The sequence below is a fragment of the Pantoea conspicua genome (genome assembly GCF_002095315.1).
In the GTDB taxonomy this organism is placed as follows: Bacteria; Pseudomonadota; Gammaproteobacteria; order Enterobacterales; family Enterobacteriaceae; genus Pantoea; species Pantoea conspicua.
The window spans coordinates 53,435-76,158 of the sequence record NZ_MLFN01000012.1 but is presented as its reverse complement, the minus strand read 5'-3'; the positions used below and the strand labels follow the sequence as shown (position 1 = coordinate 76,158).

19 protein-coding genes are annotated in these 22,724 nt (G+C 54.0%); 13 read left to right on the top strand and 6 right to left on the bottom strand.

Going from position 1 to position 22,724, the window contains the following annotated elements:
• Nucleotides 1–77 precede the first annotated feature (77 nt).
• A complete protein-coding gene (locus HA41_RS21045; protein ID WP_162287203.1) occupies nucleotides 78–245 on the bottom strand; it encodes a hypothetical protein in 168 nt (55 codons plus the stop codon).
• Between HA41_RS21045 and HA41_RS06870 the strand changes: the two genes are divergently transcribed.
• On the top strand, nucleotides 181–1,332 hold the full coding sequence (locus HA41_RS06870; RefSeq protein ID WP_094120147.1) for an MFS transporter: 1,152 nt from the start codon (nucleotides 181–183) through the stop codon (nucleotides 1,330–1,332). The genes HA41_RS21045 and HA41_RS06870 overlap by 65 nt on opposite strands.
• 59 nt (nucleotides 1,333–1,391) lie before the next feature.
• Here HA41_RS06870 and pflA read toward each other — a convergent pair whose 3' ends face one another.
• From pflA to ycaO, 4 genes are all read right to left on the bottom strand, one after another.
• A complete protein-coding gene (gene pflA / locus HA41_RS06865) occupies nucleotides 1,392–2,132 on the bottom strand; it encodes a pyruvate formate lyase 1-activating protein (protein ID WP_094120146.1) in 741 nt (246 codons plus the stop codon).
• 163 nt (nucleotides 2,133–2,295) lie between these two features.
• Complete coding sequence (gene pflB / locus HA41_RS06860; RefSeq protein WP_094120145.1) at nucleotides 2,296–4,578, bottom strand: formate C-acetyltransferase; 2,283 nt, start codon at nucleotides 4,576–4,578, stop codon at nucleotides 2,296–2,298.
• Nucleotides 4,579–4,648: 70 nt separating this feature from the next.
• Nucleotides 4,649–5,509: a formate transporter FocA gene (focA, locus tag HA41_RS06855; protein ID WP_094120144.1), complete on the bottom strand. Its 861-nt coding sequence runs from the start codon at nucleotides 5,507–5,509 to the stop codon at nucleotides 4,649–4,651.
• A 367-nt stretch (nucleotides 5,510–5,876) separates the two neighbouring features.
• On the bottom strand, nucleotides 5,877–7,640 hold the full coding sequence (gene ycaO / locus HA41_RS06850) for a 30S ribosomal protein S12 methylthiotransferase accessory factor YcaO (protein WP_094120143.1): 1,764 nt from the start codon (nucleotides 7,638–7,640) through the stop codon (nucleotides 5,877–5,879).
• A 313-nt stretch (nucleotides 7,641–7,953) separates the two neighbouring features.
• Here ycaO and serC point away from each other — a divergent pair, with 313 nt between their 5' ends.
• From serC to HA41_RS06790, 12 genes are all read left to right on the top strand, one after another.
• A complete protein-coding gene (gene serC / locus HA41_RS06845) occupies nucleotides 7,954–9,039 on the top strand; it encodes a 3-phosphoserine/phosphohydroxythreonine transaminase (RefSeq protein WP_094120142.1) in 1,086 nt (361 codons plus the stop codon).
• A gap of 82 nt (nucleotides 9,040–9,121) precedes the next feature.
• Nucleotides 9,122–10,408, top strand: coding sequence for a 3-phosphoshikimate 1-carboxyvinyltransferase (aroA, locus tag HA41_RS06840; protein WP_094120141.1), 1,287 nt, complete (start codon nucleotides 9,122–9,124; stop codon nucleotides 10,406–10,408).
• A 196-nt stretch (nucleotides 10,409–10,604) separates the two neighbouring features.
• Nucleotides 10,605–11,291 carry a (d)CMP kinase gene (gene cmk / locus HA41_RS06835; RefSeq protein WP_094120140.1) on the top strand — a complete coding sequence of 229 codons (687 nt, stop codon included), beginning with the start codon at nucleotides 10,605–10,607 and terminating at the stop codon, nucleotides 11,289–11,291.
• A 108-nt stretch (nucleotides 11,292–11,399) separates the two neighbouring features.
• Entirely contained in the window at nucleotides 11,400–13,073 is a 1,674-nt protein-coding gene (rpsA, locus tag HA41_RS06830; RefSeq protein WP_031376639.1) for a 30S ribosomal protein S1, read from the top strand.
• An 82-nt stretch (nucleotides 13,074–13,155) separates the two neighbouring features.
• Nucleotides 13,156–13,440 carry an integration host factor subunit beta gene (gene ihfB / locus HA41_RS06825; RefSeq protein WP_003849360.1) on the top strand — a complete coding sequence of 95 codons (285 nt, stop codon included), beginning with the start codon at nucleotides 13,156–13,158 and terminating at the stop codon, nucleotides 13,438–13,440.
• Between the two features lie 201 nt (nucleotides 13,441–13,641).
• The gene (locus tag HA41_RS06820) at nucleotides 13,642–15,897 is read left to right on the top strand and encodes a DNA internalization-related competence protein ComEC/Rec2 (RefSeq protein WP_094120151.1); all 2,256 of its coding nucleotides are present in this window, start codon (nucleotides 13,642–13,644) and stop codon (nucleotides 15,895–15,897) included.
• A gap of 34 nt (nucleotides 15,898–15,931) precedes the next feature.
• Complete coding sequence (gene msbA, locus HA41_RS06815; RefSeq protein WP_094120139.1) at nucleotides 15,932–17,680, top strand: lipid A ABC transporter ATP-binding protein/permease MsbA; 1,749 nt, start codon at nucleotides 15,932–15,934, stop codon at nucleotides 17,678–17,680.
• Nucleotides 17,677–18,672 carry a tetraacyldisaccharide 4'-kinase gene (gene lpxK / locus HA41_RS06810; protein ID WP_094120138.1) on the top strand — a complete coding sequence of 332 codons (996 nt, stop codon included), beginning with the start codon at nucleotides 17,677–17,679 and terminating at the stop codon, nucleotides 18,670–18,672. The genes msbA and lpxK overlap by 4 nt, the downstream gene beginning before the upstream one ends.
• 23 nt (nucleotides 18,673–18,695) lie before the next feature.
• Nucleotides 18,696–19,928: a winged helix-turn-helix domain-containing protein gene (locus HA41_RS06805; protein ID WP_094120137.1), complete on the top strand. Its 1,233-nt coding sequence runs from the start codon at nucleotides 18,696–18,698 to the stop codon at nucleotides 19,926–19,928.
• A gap of 86 nt (nucleotides 19,929–20,014) precedes the next feature.
• A complete protein-coding gene (locus tag HA41_RS06800) occupies nucleotides 20,015–20,197 on the top strand; it encodes a Trm112 family protein (protein ID WP_031376635.1) in 183 nt (60 codons plus the stop codon).
• The gene (gene kdsB, locus HA41_RS06795; protein ID WP_094120136.1) at nucleotides 20,194–20,943 is read left to right on the top strand and encodes a 3-deoxy-manno-octulosonate cytidylyltransferase; all 750 of its coding nucleotides are present in this window, start codon (nucleotides 20,194–20,196) and stop codon (nucleotides 20,941–20,943) included. The genes HA41_RS06800 and kdsB overlap by 4 nt, the downstream gene beginning before the upstream one ends.
• Nucleotides 20,944–21,053: 110 nt before the next feature.
• Nucleotides 21,054–21,947, top strand: coding sequence for a YcbJ family phosphotransferase (locus tag HA41_RS06790; protein ID WP_094120135.1), 894 nt, complete (start codon nucleotides 21,054–21,056; stop codon nucleotides 21,945–21,947).
• On the opposite strand, the gene elyC is transcribed toward HA41_RS06790, so the two are convergent.
• Nucleotides 21,927–22,712: an envelope biogenesis factor ElyC gene (elyC, locus tag HA41_RS06785; RefSeq protein WP_094120134.1), complete on the bottom strand. Its 786-nt coding sequence runs from the start codon at nucleotides 22,710–22,712 to the stop codon at nucleotides 21,927–21,929. The two genes, HA41_RS06790 and elyC, sit on opposite strands and share 21 nt — an antisense overlap.
• Nucleotides 22,713–22,724 lie beyond the last annotated feature (12 nt).

The window sequence follows — 22,724 nt, the reverse complement described above, 5'->3', positions numbered from 1 at the left end:
GTTTTTCATAGAGATAGCTTTTATTGTCCTGCCGCTTCGTCCTGCTGTAACCCACTGAAGATTAGTAAATTAAATTGTCACACAGCAAAATGTGCTGCGGGAAATTCCCGGCCATTGACTTTAAAAAAGCCAATGGCAAACTGCGCGCAATTTCCTTCATTTGTTTTGGTTTTTTCCCCTATGTCAACCTGGTCACGCCCTGTGATATTGCTGCTTTGCGGCCTGCTGTTAATGACCGTCTCCATTGCCGTGCTTAACACCCTGGTTCCGCTGTGGCTGACCCATGACTTACTGACAACCTGGCAGGTAGGTATCGTCAGCTCATCCTACTACACCGGTAATCTGGCCGGGACGCTGCTGGCCGGCTGGTTAATCCGCCAGCATGGATTCAACCGTAGCTATTACTTTGCTACCGGTCTGTTTGCCATAGCCACTATCTGCCTGGCAATAATGGATGGCTTCTGGGCGTGGAGCTCGCTGCGCTTTGTCGCCGGTGTGGGCTGTGCACTGATGTGGGTAGTGGTAGAGAGCGCATTGCTGTGCAGCGGGACGGTGCGCAACCGTGGGCAACTGCTGGCGGCGTATATGATCGTCTATTACCTCGGTACCGTAGCGGGGCAGTTGCTGGTCAGTAAGCTGTCGACCGAACTGTTAAGTGTGATCCCCTGGGTGACCAGCCTGGTATTTTGTGCAGTGTTACCGCTGGTGTTTACCCGCGTGTCAGCCAGTGGAGATACAGCAGAAGCCGCCCCAGGGCGCATCTGGCCGATGCTGCGTCGTCGTAGTTCGCGCTTAGGTATCAATGGCTGCATTATTTCAGGTATCGTTCTGGGCTCGCTTTATGGCCTGATGCCGCTCTACCTGTCGCATCAGGGAATGAGCGATGCCAATGTCGGCTACTGGATGGCGCTGCTGGTCAGCGCAGGTATTGTCGGACAGTGGCCAGTTGGCCGACTGGCAGATCGCTTTGGCCGGATGCTGGTGTTACGGGTACAGGTGTTTGTGGTGATTCTGGGCGCGATGGCGATGCTGACCAGCGCTGCGATGGCACCGGCACTGTTTGTGCTGGGGCTGGCCGGTTTTACGCTCTATCCGGTTGCCATGTCGTGGGCCTGTGAAACCGTTGCACACCATGAACTGGTGGCGATGAACCAGGCGCTGTTGATGAGCTATACCGTTGGCAGTCTGGTGGGGCCAGCGATGACCTCAATGCTGATGCAGAATTATTCTGACCGGCTGCTGTTTGTGATGATCGCTGCGGTGGCGCTGATCTATCTGGTGATGCTGTTACGTAAGGCTAATCATCACGCTACGCCGGTGGCGCATGCCTGATTGCCAGAGAGTAAAAAGGGAGCCGCGGGCTCCCTTTTTTACAGGCATTTTTTACTTAATCAATACATAACTTCATGGCCGTAACTGGCGAGAATATTTTTAACCCGTTCCATTGTCTCTTTGCTGGGCGGCTTAACACCATCCAGCTTGTACTCTTCACCCATCGCAATCCATTTGTGTTTGCCCAGTTCGTGATAGGGCAACAGCTCAATCTTCTCCACGTTTTCCATATCGCGGGTAAATTCACCCAGCTGATGTGCGGTATCGTCGTCGTCAGAATAGCCGGGCACCACGACAAAGCGAATCCAGGTGCGCTTGCCTTTTTTCTGCAGATAGCGAGCAAAGTCCAGCGTGCGATGATTCGAGACGCCGACCAAGATCTGATGAACGTCATCGTTCATCTGTTTGAGATCGAGCATCACCAAATCGGTGACGTCGAGCAGCTCGTCAATCACCGGATCGTAGCGACGGACAAAGCCGTTGGTATCAAGGCAGGTATGAATACCTTCGGCTTTACAGGCGCGGAACCAGTCGCGCACAAATTCGGCCTGCAGAATAGCCTCACCGCCCGATGCTGTCACGCCGCCGCCTGAGGCATTCATAAAATGACGATAAGAGAGCACATCCGCCATCAACGCCTCGACGCTGATCTCTTTGCCACCGTGGGTATCCCAGGTGTCGCGGTTGTGACAATAGAGGCAGCGCATCAGGCAGCCCTGAAAGAAGGTGATAAAGCGGATACCGGGACCATCGACGGTACCGCAGGATTCAAACGAGTGGATACGACCGTTGACTGACATTGCGATGTTTTCTCCAGTGAGTCTGCCGGGACAGACGGCGCAATCTCTGTTGCGCTCAGGGCAGGAAATCGATTCTGGTTGTGACCTCAACTGAGATCACCAACAGAGCAGACTTTGAATAAAAGGCTCCCTGCGGAGCCTTTTTTATCGAACGGAGGGGTGATTACAGTGACTGTGTAAAGGTACGGGTAATCACATCCTGCTGTTGCTCTTTGGTCAGCGAGTTGAAACGTACAGCGTAACCAGAAACACGAATAGTCAGCTGAGGATACTTCTCTGGATGCTCCATCGCGTCCAGCAGCATTTCACGGTTCATCACGTTGACGTTCAGATGCTGCCCGCCTTCGATGCTGGCTTCATGATGGAAGTAACCATCCATCAGACCGGCAAGGTTGGCTTTACGCACGTTATCATCTTTACCCAGCGCGTTCGGCACAATTGAGAAGGTATAAGAGATACCATCTTTCGCATAGGCAAACGGCAGTTTCGCTACTGAGGTCAGAGATGCGACGGCACCTTTCTGATCGCGACCGTGCATCGGGTTAGCACCTGGTCCGAATGGCGCGCCAGCACGACGTCCATCAGGCGTATTACCGGTTTTTTTGCCGTAAACCACGTTGGAAGTAATGGTCAGGACAGACTGCGTCGGTACGGCATGACGGTAGGTGTTGAGCTGCTGGATTTTCTTCATGAAGCGCTCAACCAAATCACAGGCCAGGTCATCAACCCGTGGGTCGTTGTTACCAAACTGTGGATATTCGCCTTCGATATCGAAGTCGATGGCCAGACCATCTTCGTCGCGGATCGGTTTCACCTTGGCATATTTAATCGCAGAAAGTGAATCCGCAGCAACGGAGAGACCCGCGATACCACAGGCCATGGTACGGTAAACGTCACGATCGTGCAGCGCCATCAGTGCCGCTTCGTAGCTGTACTTATCATGCATGTAGTGAATGATGTTCAGCGAAGTCACGTACTGTTTTGCCAGCCAGTCCATGAAGTGATCCATACGCTCCATGACGGTGTCGAAATCCAGCACGTCGTCGCTGATTTTGTCGCCTTTCGGTCCAACCTGCATTTTCAGCTTTTCATCCACGCCGCCGTTGATTGCGTAGAGCAGGGTTTTCGCCAGGTTGGCACGTGCGCCAAAGAACTGCATTTGTTTACCGACAATCATCGGGCTGACACAGCAGGCAATGGCGTAGTCATCATTGTCGAAATCAGGACGCATCAGGTCATCGTTCTCATACTGCAAAGATGAGGTATCGATAGAAACTTTAGCGGCATATTTTTTGAAGTTAATCGGCAGTTTTTCAGACCATAGAATGGTCATGTTCGGCTCTGGTGAAGGACCCATGGTGTAGAGGGTATTCAGGAAGCGGAACGTACTTTTTGATACCAGGGTACGGCCATCAACGCCCATACCTGCCAGTGATTCAGTGGCCCAGATTGGGTCACCTGAGAACAGCTCATCATATTCCGGCGTACGCAGGAAACGGACCATACGCAGTTTCATCACCAGATGGTCAATCAGTTCCTGTGCCTGTTCTTCAGTCAGTTTGCCGGCTTTAAGGTCACGTTCGATGTAAACATCAAGGAAGGTTGAGACGCGGCCAAATGACATGGCAGCACCGTTTTGTGATTTAACTGCAGCCAGGTAGCCATAGTAAGTCCACTGCACGGCTTCCATCGCATTGGTCGCCGGGCCGGAGATGTCATGGCCATATTTTGCTGCCATTTCTTTAATCTGGGCCAGCGCACGATGCTGGTCAGCAATCTCTTCACGCAGACGAATGGTCGCTTCCAGATTCACGCCATTCTCTAAATCTTCCTGCAGTGAGGCGAACTGAGAGAATTTATCCGCCATCAGATAATCGATACCGTACAACGCCACGCGACGGTAGTCACCAATGATACGGCCACGACCGTAGGCATCAGGCAGGCCGGTCAGAATACCTGATTTACGGCAGCGCAGAATATCCGGGGTATAAACATCGAATACACCCTGGTTATGGGTTTTACGGTATTCAGTGAAGATTTTTTTCAGAGAAGGATCGAGTTCACGGCCATAAACCTTGCATGAACCCTCAACCATTTTGATGCCACCATAAGGAATGATGGCGCGTTTCAGTGGCGCTTCGGTCTGCAGGCCAACAATTTTTTCCAGCGGCTTGATAATATAGCCCGCGTCATGGGAGGTAATGGTTGACGCCAGGTCGGTATCGAAATCTACCGGTGCGTGGGTGCGGTTCTCAATTTTGATGCCTTCGAGCACGCTTTCCCATAATTTGGTGGTTGCTTCGGTTGGGCCCGCCAGGAAAGACTCATCACCTTCATACGGTGTGTAATTTTTCTGGATGAAGTCGCGTACGTTGACGCTATTCTGCCATTCGCCTTCAGCAAATCCTTCCCAGGCTGAAGCCAGTTTTGCATTAAGTTCGGTCATAATATACCTGCCTTATATGAGGAGACTTTACGGTCGGGCGCCGATGATGCTTGCGCCGTCAAAAATGCAGTTAATGTGACTGGTCACCATCGCGAAGATAGATGATCCAGTAGGTCAACCCGACCAGGACACCGCCGCCGATAATATTGCCGAGGGTGACAGGAATCAGGTTGTCAAAAATAAAGTTACTGACCGAGAGCGAGTGGAACTGTGCGGCAGTGGTGCCGGTCGCCTGCCAGAACTCAGGAGTGGCGAAGTCACGAATCACAATCGCAAACGGAATCATGAACATATTGGCAATGCTGTGCTCGAAGCCGCTGGCAACAAACATTGCAACCGGTAATATCATCACCACCAGCTTATCGGTGAGCGTGCGGCCTGAATAACTCATCCAGACAGCCAGGCAAACCAGCAGATTCGCCAGGATCCCCAGACAGACGGCTTCTACAAAGGTGTGATGCATTTTATGGTCAGCGGTTTGAAGGACGTTTAAACCCCAGGCACCGTTAGCCACCATGTACTGACCAGCAAACCACATCAATGCGACAAAAAAGAGTGCCCCCACCAGGTTGCCGATATAAACGTTGATCCAGTTGCGGGCCAGCTGACCCCAGCTGATACGTCCGCTGGCTTTGGCCACTACGATCAGCACGGTAGAGGTGAAAAGATCGGCACCACAAACCACAACCAGCATCAAACCCAGCGAGAAACAGATCCCGCCGATCAATTTGGCGATGCCATAGGGCATTGCGGCGGTACCGGTGGTGGCTGTGATATAAAAAACAAATGCGATGGAGATAAATATGCCAGCGTTTATTGCCAGAAAGAAGGTAGTAAAAGGATGTTTGGTCGCTTTGTATATACCCGCATCTTCAGCAACTTTCGCCATCGCGGCCGGTAATAAAAGATTAAAAGGGTTGTCAGCTTTCACACTAACTTACTCCATAAGTTGTCTGAAAAAATACTAACAAAGGAGTATAGGTCAGTAATTGATTTGGATCATGTTTGCCGGAGCGGCAGCGGTTGTGATTGATTTAAGAGGCATTAAAATCTCGTAATATATTGATAAATAAAAAATAAAATAAAATTTTAAAAATACAAATATATTTTAATAAAAATGACTGGCGCCATCTTTTCAATCGGCGAATGTAATTTATTGTCGGGTGACATGTTAATTATTATGAAGTGTTGTGACGCTAAAAAGTCTTAATCAGGCTAATGTTTCTTAAAAATAACGCCCCATTTCCCGAATTATCCGGCAGCCGGGGCGTCACATATTACAGCTCAGCGCGAATTGATTATGCGCTTTGCCAGTAACGACGCTTTGCAGCCTGCAGTTTTTCATAGGCCGCCAGCAGAGACTGGTGTGCCGGGAACGCTTTCAGTTCCTCATCAACCGCCTGAAGGCCATAGAACGGACTTTCACCACTGATGGCTGCGGAAGCGGCTTCCATTGCTTCTGTGCCATACATGCGCACAAACGCATGATGATACTGCAGCGGGTCGCGCTCATCTTCCATCGCCAGTAAAAGTAGCGTCTGCAGGCAGCGATAGTAGTTGGCACGTTCAGGTGTGAAGATGGAACTGTTGAACTCCATTGTCCATTCCGTCCAGATCAATGCCTGATCCAGGTCGCCTCCGGCCATTGCCAGCATCGCTTTTAGCTCGCCAATACGCAGCGTATACCAGCCGTTATCTTTACCGGTCGCCAGCCCCAGTAGTTCACGGACGCGGGTAAAGTCATCAAAGCCTTCATCATCGAGCTGGCCAATCAGATCCAGATACTCTTCCGGATTCCAGTTGCTGTCAGGGAGAGCCAGTAGGGTTTCCCGCATACCTGCGCCCATGCTGTTATTCGCCAGCAGCAAATCTTCCGCCGGATAGATGTCAGACATGCCGGGTACGATAATGCGGCAGGCATAGACGCTCAAATGCTCATAATCAGCAATATAAACTTCCTGATCTTCAGCCGCGAAGATCGCCATCAGCGTGGCAAATTCCTGTTCCGTGGTGCCAGCGAAGGACCAGTCAACAAACGGGTAATCCGCCGTCTCTTTAAACAGGTCCCAGGAGATCAGGCCGCTTGAATCGATGAAGTGCGTTTCGAGATTGGCGTGTTCCGCCACTTCTTCATCATCAAAGGTTGGCGGCGTGAACACATCCAGATCTTTAAGGCTGCGACCCTGCAATAACTCGGTAACGGTACGTTCAAGCGCCACACCAAAATCAGGATGGGCCCCGAACGAAGCGAAACAGGTGCCGTTTGCCGGATTAAACAGGACCACACAGATGACCGGATATTTGCCGCCCAGTGAGGCGTCATAAGCAAAGATAGGGAAACCTTCCGCTTCCAGGCGCGCAATCGCCTCGACCACATCAGGATAACGCTGCATCACGGCATCCGGAATGGCTGGCAGGCTGATGGCTTCCGCAATGATGCGGTTTTTGATGTAGCGCTCGAAAACTTCTGACAGTCCCTGAACCCGTGCCTCATTAGCGGTGTTGCCCGCTGACATCCCGTTAGAGACGTAGAGGTTGCCGATGATGTTCATCGGAATGTAGACGGTTTGCTGATCGGACTGACGGGTAAAGGGCAGGGCACAGATGCCACGCTCAGCATTGCCGGACTGCAGATCAATCAATTCTGCGGCGGTCAGCGCATTATCCGGGTCGTAAAAAGCCCGCAGGCGCGGGTCAAGAATGCCTTCTGGCAGCGATTCATCGGCCGGCAGCGCAAACCATTTTTCATTGGGATAGTGAACGAAATCGCCATTGGCGATATTTTTTCCTAACCAGAAGTCAGCAAAGAAATAATTCGTTGAGAGACGCTCAAAATATTCACCCAGCGCAGAGGCAAGGGCCGCTTTCTTGCTGGCTCCTTTACCGTTCGTGAAGCACAACGGACAATCGCGGTCACGAATATGCACAGACCAGACATGGGGAACAGGATTAAGCCAGGAGGCCTCTTCAATATTAAAGCCAAGGTCCTGAAGCTTGTTCTGGAAACGGGTAATGGAGTCTTCCAGCGCGGCATCTTTGCCCGGGATAAATGTTTGCGTCATAGTGCCGCTCTCTCAGTTGTCATAGGGTGCGTAAAGCGCGCAATGATACGGATTTTGCCAACGATCCGCTATCAAGGCGGGATAATTTTACCGGCTTAGTGTTCATCACCCAGGCTGTCAGACCAAACGGCAATTGGGCAGGCTGGACGAAGCCTCACAAAATTTTGTGTTGGTTTACATTGGTAATATAACCTTCGGCGCGACGGATTCGGAAAATGTGACCGCCACCCGATTTATGATTGCAGCCATCAGGATGCAGTGATAAAACCGGTAAGTTATTCATAACCGTTCGATATGACAGTGGTGAGGGGAAATGACGCAAGTTTATAATTTTAGCTCCGGCCCAGCGATGCTGCCGGTTGAAGTGCTCCGTCGTGCAGAACAAGAGCTGACAAACTGGCGTGGCCTGGGAACCTCCGTAATGGAGATCAGTCACCGCAGCAAAGAATTTATTCAGGTCGCCGAAGAAGCGGAGCAGGACTTCCGTGATCTGCTAAAAATACCGGCCAATTACAAAGTATTATTCTGCCACGGCGGGGCGCGCGCGCAATTTGCTGCCGTGCCGGGCAACCTGCTGGGCAATGCGTCATCGGCTGACTATGCTGATGGCGGCTACTGGGCGCACAGCGCCATAAAAGAAGCGCAGAAGTATTGCTCCCCGCGCACCCTGGATGTCAAAACCACACGCGACGGTAAACGTGCGATTCTGCCGATGCGGGAATGGGATGTCAGCGACGCCTCTGCTTATCTGCACTTCTGTCCGAACGAAACCATCGACGGTATTGCGATCGACGAGCAGCCTGACTTTGGCAGCAAAACAGTGGTCGCAGATTTCTCCTCTACTATTCTGTCCCGCCCGATTGATGTCAGCCGCTATGGCGTGATCTATGCCGGTGCGCAGAAGAACGTCGGGCCTGCAGGCTTAACGCTGGTGATTGTGCGTGAAGATCTGTTAGGTCAGGCGCAGGCGTCAGTGCCATCAATCCTTGATTACAAGGTGCTGGCCGACAACGATTCGATGTTCAACACCCCACCAACTTTTGCCTGGTATCTTTCTGGCCTGGTATTCAAATGGCTGAAGGAAAAAGGCGGCGTGGCTGAGATTGACCGGATCAATCAGGCCAAAGCTGACCTGCTCTATGGCGTGATTGATCACAGCGGTTTCTACCGCAATGACGTGGCGACAGAAAACCGCTCACGCATGAATATCCCTTTCCAGCTGGCTGATGCGTCGCTGGATGCAGTGTTCCTTGAAGAGTCATTCAGGGCGGGACTGCATGCGCTGAAAGGACACCGGGTAGTAGGGGGCATGCGTGCTTCTATCTATAATGCCATGCCGCTGGAAGGCGTTAAGGCGCTGACCGACTTTATGGTTGATTTTGAACGCCGTCACGGCTGATTAATGACATATCAGCATCAATGCTGATGCCAGACCTCGTCAGTTGGCGAGGTCTTCGTATTATTTGAGGATTTCGTTTCACATGCAGGACTCCCTGACTCTCCAACCCATCGCGCACGTCAACGGCACGGTAAATCTGCCTGGATCTAAGAGCGTATCAAACCGTGCATTATTGCTGGCGGCACTGGCTAAAGGCACCACCCGTCTGACCAACTTACTCGACAGCGATGATGTTAAGCACATGCTGAACGCGCTTAGCGCATTGGGAGTAAGCTACACGCTCTCCAGCGATCGCCGGGTGTGTGAAGTCACGGGAAAGGGCGGCCCGCTGCATTCCGATCAGCCTCTCTCGCTGTTCCTGGGGAATGCGGGGACCGCGATGCGTCCGCTGGCCGCGGCGTTATGCCTGGGTCAGCAGGATATTGAACTGACTGGCGAACCGCGAATGAAAGAGCGCCCAATCGGGCATCTGGTCGATGCATTACGCCAGGGCGGTGCCAATATTGACTATCTGGAGAATCAGGATTATCCGCCGCTGCGTTTACGCGGGGGGTTTACCGGGGGCGATGTCAGCGTGGATGGCAGCGTCTCCAGTCAGTTCCTGACGGCGTTATTGATGACTGCACCGCTGGCTGAGCAGGACACCCACATTAGCATCATAGGTGAACTGGTTTCGAAACCTTACATCGATATTACGCTGCACCTGATGCGCTGCTTTGGCGTTGAGGTTGAAAACCAGAACTATCAGCATTTCCTGATTAAAGGAGAGCAGCACTACCAGTCACCGGGCGACTATCTGGTTGAAGGTGATGCCTCTTCGGCTTCCTATTTCCTCGCCGCTGCCGCTATCAAAGGTGGAACGGTACGGGTGACCGGGATTGGTCGCAACAGCGTGCAGGGCGATATCCGTTTTGCCGATGTGCTGGAAAAAATGGGCGCGCAGATTGAGTGGGGCGACGATTATATTGCCTGCACGGCCGGACAGTTACAGGCCATCGATATGGACATGAATCATATCCCGGATGCGGCCATGACCATTGCCACCACTGCGCTGTTCGCCGAGGGAACCACTCAGTTGCGTAACATCTATAACTGGCGGGTGAAAGAGACCGATCGGTTGAGCGCGATGGCCACTGAACTGCGTAAAGTCGGTGCGGAAGTGGAAGAAGGCCACGACTTTATCCGGATTACACCGCCGGCGACGCTGCTTCATGCGGACATAGGCACCTATAACGATCACCGTATGGCGATGTGTTTTTCGTTAGTTGCGCTCTCTGATACCCCGGTCACTATTCTCGATCCGGGCTGTACGGCGAAAACTTTCCCCGACTACTTCGCTCAGCTGGCAAAAATCAGTCAGCCTGCCTGATGCCTCATCTCCGGTGCGATACCGCACCGGGAATCCTCATATTATCTGGCCGTGTTGCGGCAGAGATCCTCTGATTTACCTGGAATTATTAACACCGTCAGTGCGAAAGGGTAACCAAGCTGGATTGGGCAGCGTATAATGCTAGTCATTAACGATGGCCAACTGGCCGAAAAGCGCGCAGCAACAGGAGGGAATAATGACAGTAACTGCCCCGGTCATAACTATCGATGGGCCAAGTGGTGCGGGAAAAGGGACCCTGTGCAAAGCAATGGCGGAAGCCTTGCAGTGGCATCTGCTGGACTCTGGCGCAATTTATCGCGTGCTGGCATTAGCAGCGTTACATCATCAGGTGGATATCGAATCTGAAGAAGCACTGGTGCCGATTGCCGCACATCTGGATGTGCGCTTTCTGTCACAAAACGGCGAGATGCAGGTGATTCTGGAAGGTGAAGATGTTACCAGCGAAATTCGTACTCAGGAGGTCAGCAACACGGCTTCCCGCGTAGCGGCTTTCCCACGGGTACGTGAAGCGTTACTGCGCCGTCAGCGCGGTTTCCGCGACGCGCCAGGTCTTATTGCCGATGGTCGCGATATGGGTACCGTGGTTTTCCCGGATGCGCCGGTCAAAATTTTCCTGGATGCCAGCGCGGAAGAGCGTGCCCAGCGCCGTATGCTACAGTTGCAGGATAATGGCTTTAATGTTAACTTTGATCGCCTTTTAGCCGAGATAAAAGAGCGTGATGACCGCGATCGTAACCGCGCAATTGCGCCTTTGGTAGCTGCTGGCGATGCACTGGTTCTGGACTCTACTGAAATGTCTATCGATCAGGTCATTGAAAAAGCGCTACACTATGCCCGGGAAAAGCTGGGCATTACGGCTTAACTGAATTTATCACCCTGTACCACGGATCCGGTGCCGGGCATGTGAAACAACCCCATCCGACATGAAGTCAGATGGACGTTAAATTGAAGAATCCTGAAGATTATCAATATGACTGAATCTTTTGCTCAACTATTTGAAGAATCCTTAAAAACAATCGAAACCCGCCCGGGTTCTATCGTTCGTGGCATCGTCGTTTCTATCGACAAAGATGTCGTTCTGGTTGATGCGGGTCTGAAATCTGAATCTGCAATTCCTGCAGAGCAGTTCAAGAACGCAGCCGGCGAACTGGAAATCCAGGTTGGCGACGAAGTTGATGTTGCTCTGGATGCAGTGGAAGACGGCTTCGGTGAAACCCTGCTGTCCCGTGAGAAAGCTAAGCGCCATGAAGCATGGATCACGCTGGAAAAAGCTTACGAAGACGCTGAAACTGTTACCGGTGTTATCAACGGCAAAGTTAAAGGCGGCTTCACAGTTGAGCTGAACGGTATCCGTGCGTTCCTGCCAGGTTCACTGGTTGATGTTCGTCCGGTGCGCGATACACTGCACCTGGAAGGCAAAGAGCTTGAATTCAAAGTAATCAAGCTGGACCAGAAACGCAACAACGTCGTGGTTTCACGTCGTGCGGTTATCGAATCCGAAAACAGCGCAGAGCGCGATCAGCTGCTGGAAAACCTGCAGGAAGGCATGGAAGTCAAAGGTATCGTTAAGAACCTGACTGACTACGGTGCATTCGTTGATCTGGGTGGCGTTGACGGCCTGCTGCACATCACTGACATGGCCTGGAAGCGCGTTAAGCATCCAAGCGAAATCGTCAATGTGGGCGACGAAATCACTGTTAAAGTGCTGAAGTTCGACCGCGAGCGTACCCGCGTATCCCTCGGCCTGAAACAGCTGGGCGAAGATCCATGGGTGGCTATCGCTAAGCGCTATCCGGAAGGCACCCGCCTGACCGGTCGTGTAACCAACCTGACTGATTACGGCTGCTTCGTGGAAATCGAAGAAGGTGTTGAAGGTCTGGTACACGTTTCTGAAATGGACTGGACCAACAAAAACATCCATCCGTCTAAAGTTGTTAACGTAGGCGACGTGGTTGAAGTTATGGTTCTGGACATCGACGAAGAGCGTCGTCGTATCTCCCTGGGTCTGAAGCAGTGTAAATCTAACCCATGGCAGCAGTTCGCTGAGACACACAACAAAGGCGATCGCGTTGAAGGTAAAATCAAGTCAATCACTGACTTCGGTATCTTCATCGGCCTGGACGGCGGCATCGACGGTCTGGTTCACCTGTCTGACATCTCCTGGAACGCGACTGGCGAAGAAGCCGTTCGTGAGTACAAAAAAGGCGACGAAATCGCTGCCGTTGTACTGCAGGTCGATGCAGAGCGTGAGCGTATCTCTCTGGGCGTTAAGCAACTGGCAGAAGATCCGTTCAACAACTACATCACGCTGAACAAGAAAGGCGCTATCGTTAACGGCAAAGTAACTGCTGTTGATGCTAAAGGTGCTACAGTTGAATTAGCAGACGGCGTTGAGGGTTACCTGCGCGCTTCTGAAGCTTCACTGGATCGCATTGAAGATGCCACTCTGGTTCTGAGCGTTGGTGACGACGTTGAAGCTAAATTCACCGGTGTTGATCGTAAAAACCGTGTGGTTAGCCTGTCTGTCCGTGCGAAAGACCAGGCTGACGAGAAAGAAGCCATCAATACTGTTAACACCAAACAGGAAGAAGGCAATTTCTCTAACGCTATGGCTGAAGCGTTCAAAGCGGCTAAAGGCGAGTAATCGACCTGAAGCACCGGGTGGGCAACCACCCGGTTTCGGTAAAAGCTGTCATACATTCCCAGAGGGATAAACCGGAGGTTACATGACCAAGTCAGAACTGATCGAAAGACTGGCGGGACAGCATACTCATATACCGGCGAAAGTCGTTGAGGATGCAGTAAAAGAGATGCTCGAGCACATGGCCACGACGCTGGCACAGGGCGAACGCATCGAAATCCGGGGATTCGGCAGCTTTTCTTTGCACTATCGCGCTCCGCGCACGGGTCGTAACCCGAAAACGGGTGACAAAGTGGATCTGGAAGGTAAATACGTTCCCCACTTCAAGCCAGGCAAAGAGCTGCGCGATCGCGCAAACATCTACGGCTAAGCCGATACCGAACCAGACAAACGACACCTCCGGGTGTCGTTTTTTTTGCCCGCTATTTCTCAGCGCTGACATCCGGATTGGTGCAACCCGTTCCGCCCCCCCTGCGAATTAATGCGATACCGCTCGCTACTGTCTGATTACCTGCTTTAACGCCGACACAAACCGTTCAGAATAAACATATTCATCAGGATGGATGTGATTATGCTGACATGGATGGTTGTAGCCCGGCTGGCCATTATGGCTACGCTGCCTTTACTGTTTATCGCCCGGCTTCCTGCCGTGGAAATCATTCTGGGCTTGCTGCTGGCAGGGATCGTATTACTGCAATGTCGCCTGCAAACCCTGCGCATAACCGGCCTCGCCCTGCTGCTGCTGGCATGGGCGTGTAACGATGCAAGGCTAATGATCAGGGATATTGAGCATCATGCCGCACGACCAGCAACCTATAGCATCCATATTATCGAACTGAAAAAGGAGAGCAGGCAAATCAGGGTTCGCCTGTTGAAAGAGGGCGAACGCAGGCTGTTTCCGCCCCGTTTTGCCTGGCTTTATTTCGATGCCGACCCTGAACAGTTTTGTCCCGGCCAGCGCTGGACAATGCGATTACGACTGCGGGCGGTTCATGCCCGGCTGAATGAGGGCGATTTTGATGCTCAGCGTTTTGCGCTGGCGAATAATACGCCGTTACAGGGGCGTATTCTTCAACAGGTTGCGGAGAAGAGTCGGTGTAACTGGCGCTGGCGATTCATCCTGTGGCATCGCAAACAGACAGCCGCTTTACCGTCGCATGCCACATTAGAGGCTCTGGCCTTCGGCATTCGTGATGATTTGAGCCGCGAAACGCGGCAGTTGTTGCGTGATACCGGTACCGCTCATCTGATGGCGATTTCAGGCATGCATATTGCGCTGGCGGCTGGCAGCGGCTGGCTGCTGGCACGCGGAGTGCAATCTGTGCTGCCGGCCCGCTATATCAGTTACGGTTTTCCACTGTTAGTCAGCTGGCTGTTTGCTGCGCTCTACACCTGGTTGTCGGGGGTGCATCCGCCAGCGCAGCGTGCACTGCTGGCGCTGACGCTCTGGACGCTTACCCGTATTGCCAGCATTCAGCTCAATAGCTGGCAGGTCTGGACATATTGCGTAGCGCTGCTGCTAATCCTCGATCCCCTGACCGTGCTGTCGGAAAGCTTCTGGCTCTCGACGCTGGCTGTCGCCATGCTGCTGATCTGGTATCACTGGTTCCCGCTCTCCCGCCGGTTCCGTCATCAACGCCGTTGGTTGCCGGTGCAACTGCTCCATCTTCAACTGGGAATGCTGGTGCTGATGGCACCGCTGCAGGTGGCTATCTTTAATGGCCTCAGCCTGACTGCACTGATTGCTAACGTGGTAGCCGTTCCGGTGGTGTCATTTGTTACCGTGCCGCTGATTCTTATCGCTATGCTGCTGCCTCTACCGGCGTTATCGGTACTCTTCTGGCAGGCTGCCGATCTGTCATTACGGGCACTATTGCAGTCTCTGACAGCCTTGCCGCCAGGCTGGTGGCCACTGCATGGCACCTTTTTTTTCGCGGTGCTGATATGGGGCGGTCTGATCCTATGGCGAACCCAGCTGTTCTTCTCCCTGCCTCTGAGCAGCAGTGCAATTGCGCTGGCGATAATAATGAGTCGCCAGCCGAAGCAGGAGCCGGGATGGCGCATCGATATGCTGGATGTCGGTCACGGTTTAAGTATGGTGATCAGTCAGGGCAATGAAGCGATACTCTATGATACTGGTCCGCGCTGGCAGAGCGACAACGCTGGCAGCCGGGTGATTATCCCCTGGCTGGAGCGCAAGCAGCTGCGGCTACAGCAGGTCATTCTTAGTCATAAACATCTCGACCACAGCGGTGGACTGGCGGCGATAACCGCGCGCTGGCCTGCGGTTAAAGTGCGCAGCGCGCTGGCAAACAACGCCCATTTGCCCTGCGTACGCGGTACGCAATGGCGCTGGGGCCAGCTCCATTTTAACGTTCTCTGGCCATTGTCCCTGCCGACCCGTGGCGACAACAACGATTCCTGTGTCATCATCGTTGATGATGGTCAGGTCAGATTGCTGTTAACCGGCGATATTGAGGCAATCGCGGAGCGGCAGCTGGTGGTGCTGGAGAAGCAGCGTCTAAGGGTCGATATCCTGCAGGTGCCGCATCATGGCAGCCGCACCTCCTCAACCCCGCTGCTGTTGCGCAGCGCGGCGGGCAACACAGCGATTGCCTCTCTGGCACGCTACAACGCATGGCACATGCCGGCAAAAAGCGTGCTGGAAAATTATCAGCGAACCGGATTTAACTGGCTCGACACCGGCCAGTCGGGCCAGATAAGCGTCACTATTCGACAGGGTAAAATGAGGGTTTACAGCCTGCGCGGACAATTAATGCCCCGTTGGTATCATCAGTGGTTTGGCGTCAAACGCGAATCCAGGTAGAATGGCCGGCTATTTCCAACAGCGTGAATAAATAATGCATCTAGATAAAGATCTCTCTACGTGGCAGACATTCCGCCGACTCTGGCCGATGATCGCGCCTAACAAGGCGGGATTAATTGTGGCGTCCATTGCCCTGGTTATTAACGCTGCGGGCGACGCCTTAATGCTCTCCCTGTTGAAACCGTTACTGGATGATGGGTTTGGTAAAGCCGATAAATCGGTGATGCTGTGGATGCCGTTAGTGGTTATCGGCCTGATGCTGATCCGCGGCGTGACCAGTTATATCTCCAGTTACTGCATCTCCTGGGTTTCTGGCAATGTGGTCATGACTATTCGCCGTCGGCTGTTCAGCCATATGATGGGCATGCCGGTATCATTCTTCGACCAGCAGTCAACCGGTACCCTGTTGTCACGTATCACCTACGATTCAGAGCAGGTTGCGTCTTCCTCTTCGGGTGCGCTGGTGACGGTAGTGCGTGAAGGCGCGTCAATTATTGGCCTGTTCATCATGATGTTCTACTACAGCTGGCAGCTGTCGTTGATTCTGATCGTGCTGGCACCGATCGTTTCCTTTGCAATCCGCACCGTCTCTAAGCGTTTCCGTAACATCAGTAAAACCATGCAAAATACCATGGGGCAGGTTACTACCAGCGCTGAGCAGATGCTGAAGGGCCATAAAGAAGTGCTGATTTTCGGCGGTCAGGAGATTGAATCTGAGCGCTTTGCCCGGGTCAGTAATCGCATGCGTCAGCAGGGAATGAAGCTGGTTTCAGCCTCATCAATTTCCGATCCGGTGATTCAGCTGATCGCCTCTCTGGCACTGGCTTTTGTACTCTATGCTGCCAGCTTCCCGAGCGTGATGGATACCTTAACCGCGGGTACCATTACCGTGGTCTTCTCATCTATGATCGCGCTGATGCGTCCATTGAAATCGCTGACTAACGTTAATGCCCAGTTCCAGCGCGGTATGGCGGCCTGTCAGACGCTGTTTTCCATTCTCGACAGTAAGCAGGAAGTGGATAACGGTACCCGTGAAACCCCCCGTGCGAAGGGCGACATTGAGTTCCGTAACGTCACCTTTACCTATCCGGGTCGTGATGTTCCGGCGCTGCGTAATATCAATCTCTCGCTGCCGGCAGGCAAAACAGTGGCGCTGGTGGGACGTTCTGGCTCGGGTAAATCGACCATGGCCAGTTTGCTGACCCGCTTCTACGATATTCAGCAGGGCGAAATTCTGCTGGATGGTTACGATTTGCGCGAGTACACCTTACGTTCGCTGCGTAACCAGGTGGCCCTGGTGTCACAGAATGTTCATCTGTTCAATGACACCATTGCCAATAACATCGCTTATGCCCGCAGCGAGCAGTACAGCCGCGCGGAGATCGAAAAAGCCGCAACCATGGCGCATGCCATGGATTTCATTAATAAGATGGATCAAGGGCTGGATACGGTGATTGGCGAAAACGGTGTGCTGCTGTCAGGCGGCCAGCGTCAGCGTATTGCGATTGCGCGCGCCCTGTTACGCGATTGTCCTATTTTGATCCTGGATGAAGCCACCTCGGCGCTGGATACCGAATCTGAGCGGGCAATTCAGTCAGCGCTGGACGAACTGCAGAAGAACCGTACTTCGCTGGTGATTGCACACCGACTCTCTACTATCGAAAAAGCGGATGAAATCGTGGTAATCGAAGATGGGCAGATTGTTGAGCGCGGTACGCATCAGGTGCTGTTAGCGGAGCGCGGGGCCTATGCCCAACTGCATAAGATGCAATTCGGCCAATGATTGAACGTATCTGGAGTGGTCGATCACCCTTATGGCTGCTGTTATGGCCACTGAGCCTGCTGTATGGGGCGATTACCACTCTGATTCGATTCAGTTATCAGCGCGGCTGGCGTAAAAGCTGGCGCGCACCGCTGCCGGTGGTGGTGGTGGGCAATCTGACAGCTGGCGGTAATGGCAAAACGCCGGTGGTGATCTGGCTGGTCGAGGCATTGCAACAGCGCGGTCTGCGTGCGGGCGTGGTGTCGCGTGGCTACGGCGGTAAAGCCGAGCAGTATCCGCTGCTGGTCACCGCACAGACCTCCACTGAACAGGCTGGAGATGAGCCGGTGCTGATCGCCCAGCGCACCGGCGCGCCAGTGGCCGTAGCGCCAAAGCGGCGGCTGGCGATTGAAGCGCTGCTGAAACAGGGGCCTTTAGATGTGATCGTCACCGATGATGGCCTGCAGCATTATGCATTACAGCGCGATCGCGAAATAGTGGTAGTGGATGGCGACCGGCGCTTCGGTAATGGCTGGTGGCTACCAGCCGGACCGATGCGGGAACGTGCCGATCGTCTGCGCCAGGTTGATGCGATTGTGGTTAATGGCGGAGAAGCGCAGCCTGGTGAAATTGCGATGCAGCTTCAGCCGGGACTGGCGACCCATCTGCTGACCGGCGAAACCCGTCCGGCTGACCAGCTTCATCCGGTGGTCGCCATGGCCGGTATTGGTCACCCGCCGCGCTTCTTTACCACCCTGAAACAGCAGGGTTTGACGCCGGTGGCGGAGATCGCGTTTGCCGATCATCACGCTTACAGTCAGGATGAGCTGGCCCGGCTGACTCAGGCCGGGCAGCAGCTGTTGATGACCGAAAAAGATGCGGTGAAATGCCGCCACTTTGCTCAGCCCAACTGGTGGTATCTGCCGGTCGATGCCAGTCTGAAGGGAGAGGCCGTAGCACCGCTGCTGGCCGATATTGAACAGCTGTGCCGCAGCGGCCAGCCAGAACATTAATTTCCCGAACAATAAGGAAGAGAATGAACCTGCAGCATTCACTTTCGTTACGACAGGCACGTCACCTTCATCTCGCCGCGCAGGGCATGCTGCGCCCGCCACCAAAACGCGCCCGCTACCAGGATCTTATTGACTGCATCTCCCGCATGTCACTGCTGCAAATCGATACCATTAATGTTGTTGCCCGCAGCCCCTATCTGGTGCTGTTCAGTCGCCTTGGTGACTATCCCCAGGCGTGGCTGGAACAGGCTCTGGCGGAGGGAAAGGTATTTGAATACTGGGCACACGAAGCCTGTTTTATTCCGCGCGCCGACTACAGACTGCTGCGGCACCGCATGCTTTCGCCGGAACGGCTGGGCTGGAAATATAACGCGCAGTGGGTTGCTGACCATCAGCAGGAGATCGCCGAATTGCTGCAGCAGATCCGCGAAAATGGCCCGGTGCGGGCTGCGGATTTTGCACATACCGAAAACCATAAACCGGGATGGTGGGCGTGGAAACCGCACAAGCGGCATCTGGAGAATCTGTTCAGCGCTGGCGAGCTGATGGTCACCGAACGCCGCAATTTTCAGCGGGTTTACGATCTGCGCTGCCGGGTAATGCCCGACTGGCAGGATGCTCTGCACAGCATCAGCGAAGCCGAAGCGACCCGCTTAATGTTACTCAACAGTGCCCGCAGTCTCGGCATTTTTCGCGGCAGCTGGCTGGCAGACTATTACCGCCTGAAACGGGTGCCGCTCAGCACCTTTCTGGCAGAAGCACAGGAAGCGGGCGATCTGATTGCGGTGACGGCCGAAGGGCTGGGCGAAATGTGGCTGCATCGTGATTCGCTGCCGCTACTTGAATCCCCTTTACAGGCCACTCACAGCGCGCTGCTGTCGCCGTTCGATCCGGTCATCTGGGATCGCAAGCGCGCGCTGGAGCTGTTCAACTTTGATTACCGCATTGAGTGTTATACGCCTGAGGCAAAGCGTAAATATGGCTATTTCGTGTTGCCGATCCTGCATCGTGGCGAGATCAAAGGCCGGCTGGATGCCCGTATGTTGCGCCAGTCGAAACAGCTGGAGATTAAGAATATCTGGCTTGAGCCGCAGACACGGGTCACGTTGCGATTTGTGCAGGATATCCGGCGGGCGATTGAGCGCTTTGCGGCGTGGCAGGGGGCGGAAACCGTCTCTCTGCTGCAGGCACCTGCCTCGCTGCGGCAGTACTGGCCGGCCTGCTGGTCACTGATACGCGAGCCTGGCAACCAGTGATGCTGTGATACGTTTTACGCCCTGCCGCCCGGGCTGGGCTATGGTATGCTTTACCCCTTACGCATTCGGTCCCTGATGGAGGACATATGGATCACCGTTTACTCGAAATCGTTGCCTGCCCGGTGTGCAATGGCAAACTTTACTATAACAATGCGCAGCAGGAGCTGATCTGCAAACCGGATGGACTGGCGTTTCCAGTGCGTGACGGTATTCCGGTGTTACTGGAGAATGAAGCGCGTACGCTGTCGGTTGAAGAGATTCATCCATGAGTTTTACTGCCATCATTCCTGCGCGTTATGCGTCTACCCGCCTGCCAGGCAAGCCGTTAGTGGATATTCACGGTAAACCGATGGTCGTGCATGTGATGGAGCGTGCCCGTGAATCGGGTGCCAGCCGGGTGATCGTCGCCACCGATCATCCGGATGTGGCACAGGCGGTGCAAGCCGCTGGCGGTGAAGTTTGCATGACGCGCGCCGATCATCAGTCCGGCACGGAGCGCCTGGCAGAGGTGATCGAAAAATATCAGTTTGCGGATGATGAGATCATCGTGAATGTGCAGGGCGATGAGCCAATGATCCCGGCGGAGATTGTGCGTCAGGTGGCCACCAATCTGGCCGGTTCTACGGCAGGAATGGCGACCCTGGCGGTACCGATCACCGATGCGGAGGAAGCGTTTAACCCTAATGCGGTGAAAGTGGTGATGGACGTGCACGGCCATGCGCTCTATTTTTCACGCGCCACTATCCCCTGGGATCGTGAACGTTATGCCCACTCTCGCGAGCAGATTGGTGACACGCTGCTGCGTCACATTGGTATTTATGCTTATCGCGCGGGCTTTATCCGCCGCTATGTCGCCTGGGCACCTTGCCCGCTGGAACAGATCGAGCTGCTCGAGCAGCTGCGGGTGCTGTGGTACGGCGAGAAAATTCATGTTGCGGTGGCGAAAACGATTCCCAGCGTCGGCGTAGATACACCGGACGATCTGCAGCGCGTTCGCGCGGCAATGCAGGCCTGATAAAACGGGGAGAGACTCCCCGTTACTGCGCAGTTTTATTGATCCGCCGCTAAACTTCTTATCTGTAGTCCCTTCAGGATAGTCTGCTATTCATCTGAGGAGGATGCCGCATGGAACAGCTCAAAACCGAACTGGCGCTGGTGCTGGGCGAGCCCATCAGCCGTCTCGAAATCATCAGCGAACATCCGCCTGCCCGACTTTATGCGCTGTACAACGATAAAGGAGAGCCGATGCCGGTCATGGCGAAATATTTTCGTCATCAGGGCCGTGCAGCGCTGGAAGCCAAAAAACTGGCGTTACTTGGCCACGCCGGGCTGATTGCGGTGCCGGTGGTATTTGGCCTGGTGATGAGCCAGCAGCCGCCAGTGCATGAAATGCTGCTGCTGGCGCGACTCAATGGCGTGACGGCTGAAGCACCGGCGCGTGATGCACAACGCTGGCAACAGTTTTGCGAACAGGTGGTGGAAGGGCTGCTGGCCTGGCACCGGCTCGACAGCCACGGTCTGGTCGGTACGGTGGACAGCACGCAGGAAAACCGCTGGCCCGCCTGGTATGCACAGCGGGTTGAGGTGCTGTGGGCGACCCTGAGCTATCTGCGCCCGCCAGGCTTTACGCTGGACGATCGTCAGATTCTGTTCCGCAGCCGGGCGCGGTTAGCGCACCTGTTTCGCGACTTTAACGATCCCTGTGTCATGGTGCACGGTAATGTCAGGCTGCAAAGTATGCTGAAAAACCCACGCAGCGATCAGCTGCTGGCGATGACCCAGCCCGGCCCGATCCTGTGGGCACCGCGTGAATATGATCTGATTCATCTCGATGATTCACCGGCTGAAACTGCGCTGCTGCACGCGTACCTGCAGCGGGCACCGGTGGCAGAGGGCTTTGTCTGGCGACGGTGGCTCTATCAGCTGTGGGACTGCATCGATCGGCTGGTGCAGACCGGTGAGTTTGACCGACTCCGTTTTGATCATGCCCGTACGCAGTTACTCCCCTGGCTCGGATGAGCGCGTTGTCTCTCCCTTCAGTCGCTGCAATACCGTACCCAGTGTTTCATACACTGCACGCTCGCTGTGACTCAGCCAGATAGAGGACGGAATGGCGCGCTCCCAGCCATTCAGCGGCGAGGTGATCGCCAGCTGGTTGGCTGGCGCGGCAATCGGATTCAGTCCTGCCGCCTGGAAAAAACGCATTGCGCGGGGCAGATGATTGGCTGAGCTGATTAGCAGAAACGGCCGCTGACCTATCTTCTCCTTCACCGCCTGTGCTTCATCAGCGGTATCCCGCGGTTGATCGAGAATCTGAATGCGATCGGCTGGCACGCCGAGACTTTCGGCGACCTGCGCGGCGACCCAGGCGCTGCTCTTTGGATTAGTGCCACCCGCGGCGCCGGTAAAAATCAGGGTAGCTTGCGGATAGCGATACCACTGACGTACCCCTTCCGCCACGCGCGGCAGACTGTTGTTCAGCAGGTTCGAGCTGGGCGCCCAGGCCGGGTTAAAGGTATAGCCGCCACCCAATACCACGATGTTATCGACCGGCTGCGTACCGTTCCAGGTCGGATAACGGCTATCGAGCGGCAGCAGCAGCCGATCGGCCAGCGGCTGCAGACTCAGCAGCAGCAGGAATAACCAGCTGGCAGAGATCAAAATTTTGCCGCTTTTCTGCCAGTCAGTGAACCAAAGCAATAAAATGCCGAGCGCCATCAGCAAAAGCAGAAACGGCAGGGGGAGTAACAGCCCGCCGATCACTTTTTTCAGGGTAAAAAGCATCTAAAAAGACTC